This window comes from Inquilinus limosus MP06 (assembly GCF_000767795.1).
In the GTDB taxonomy this organism is placed as follows: domain Bacteria; phylum Pseudomonadota; class Alphaproteobacteria; order DSM-16000; family Inquilinaceae; genus Inquilinus; species Inquilinus limosus_E.
This window is the reverse complement of sequence record NZ_JANX01000912.1, coordinates 1-1579: the sequence shown is the minus strand read 5'-3', so window position 1 is coordinate 1579 and position 1579 is coordinate 1. Positions and strand designations below refer to the sequence as shown.

At 72.9% G+C, this 1579-nt stretch carries 1 protein-coding gene; it reads right to left on the bottom strand.

The genetic code is table 11. From position 1 onward, the window contains the following. A partial coding sequence (gene rnr, locus P409_RS33905) for a ribonuclease R (protein WP_034849091.1) occupies window positions 1-1579 on the bottom strand: 1579 nt, incomplete at both ends.

Here is a 1579-nt window from a genome sequence, read left to right as displayed (position 1 = left end):
ACACGCGGTTCCAGCGCCGGCCGACCAGGGCGTGCGCCGCCTCGTCATGGTCGTAATAGTCGTCGGGCAGGGTCGAGATCGGCACCAGCCCGTCGGCGCCCGACTCGTCCAGCTTCACGAACAGGCCGAACTTGGCGACGCCGCCGATCCGGCCGGGCAGGATGGCGCCGATCCGGTCGGCCAGCCAGCTGGCCATGTAGCGGTCGACCGCGTCGCGCTCGGCCTGGGCGGCGCGGCGCTCGGTCACGGAGATGTGCTCGCCGATCTCGTCCAGCCGCGCCAGTTCGTCGTCGGGAGCGCCGTCGGCGCCGAGATGCAGCAGCCGGATCAGGCCGCGATGCACGGTCAGGTCGGCATAGCGGCGGATCGGCGAGGTGAAATGGGCGTAGCGCGGCAGGGCCAGGCCGAAATGGCCGAGATTGTCCGGGCTGTAGACGGCCTGAGCCTGCGACCGCAGCACCATCTCGTTGACCATCGGCTCCTCCGGCCGGCCGACGGCGCGCTCCAGGATCTGGCCGAACACCCGCGGCCGCATCACCTGGCCCAGCGACAGGGAATAGCCCAGCGGCTCCAGGAACTCCTTCAGCGCCGCCACCCGGGCGCGGTCCGGCTGGTCGTGCACCCGGTACAGCGCCGGCAGGTTCCGGTCGCTCAGCGTCTCCGCCGCCGCGACATTGGCGGCGATCATGAACTCCTCGATCAGCTTGTGGCTGTCGAGCCGCGAGCGGATGCCGATCGAGGCGACGCGGCCGTCCTCGTCCAGCTGCACCTTGCGCTCCGGCAGGTCCAGCTCCAGCGTGCCGCGCTTCTCCCGCGCCGCCAGCAGCGCCTCATAGGCGCCATAGAGCGGGGCGATCACCGGCTGCAGCAGCGGGCCGGTCAGCTCGTCCGGCTGGCCGTTGCGGGCGGCCTGCACCTGCTCATAGGTCAGCCGGGCGGCGGAGCGCATCAGCCCGCGGCGGAAGCGGTGGCGCTTCAGGCGGCCCTGGGCGTCGATCCACAGGTCGGCGGCCAGGCAGGCGCGGTCCTCGTTGGGCCGCAGCGAGCACAGCCCGTTCGACAGCGCCTCCGGCAGCATCGGCACGACCCGGTCGGGGAAATAGCAGGAATTGCCGCGCTCGAAGGCGTCGCGGTCCAGAGGCGACCCGGGCGGCACGTAATGGGCGACGTCGGCGATGGCGACGATCAGGTGCCAGCCGCCGGGATGGTCCGGGTCGGGCTCGGCCCAGACCGCGTCGTCGAAGTCGCGGGCGTCGGCGCCGTCGATGGTGACCAGCGGGATCTGCCGCAAATCGACCCGGCCCTCCAGCCCGGCGGGAAGCGCCGCCTCGGCCTGGGCCAGCGCCTTGGGCCGGAACTCGGTCGGGATGCCGGCGGTATGAATGGCGATCAGGCTGATCGAGCGCGGATCCTCGGCGTCGCCGTAGCGGGCGCTGACCACGGCGCGGCGCGGCCCGAGGCGGTCGGACGCCTCGACCAGCGCCTCCACCAGCTCGCCGTCCTTCGCCCCGCCGGTATCGCCCTCGCGCACCGGCCAGGTGTCCCGCGCCCGCTTGTCGGCGGGCACGATCCGGCCCTG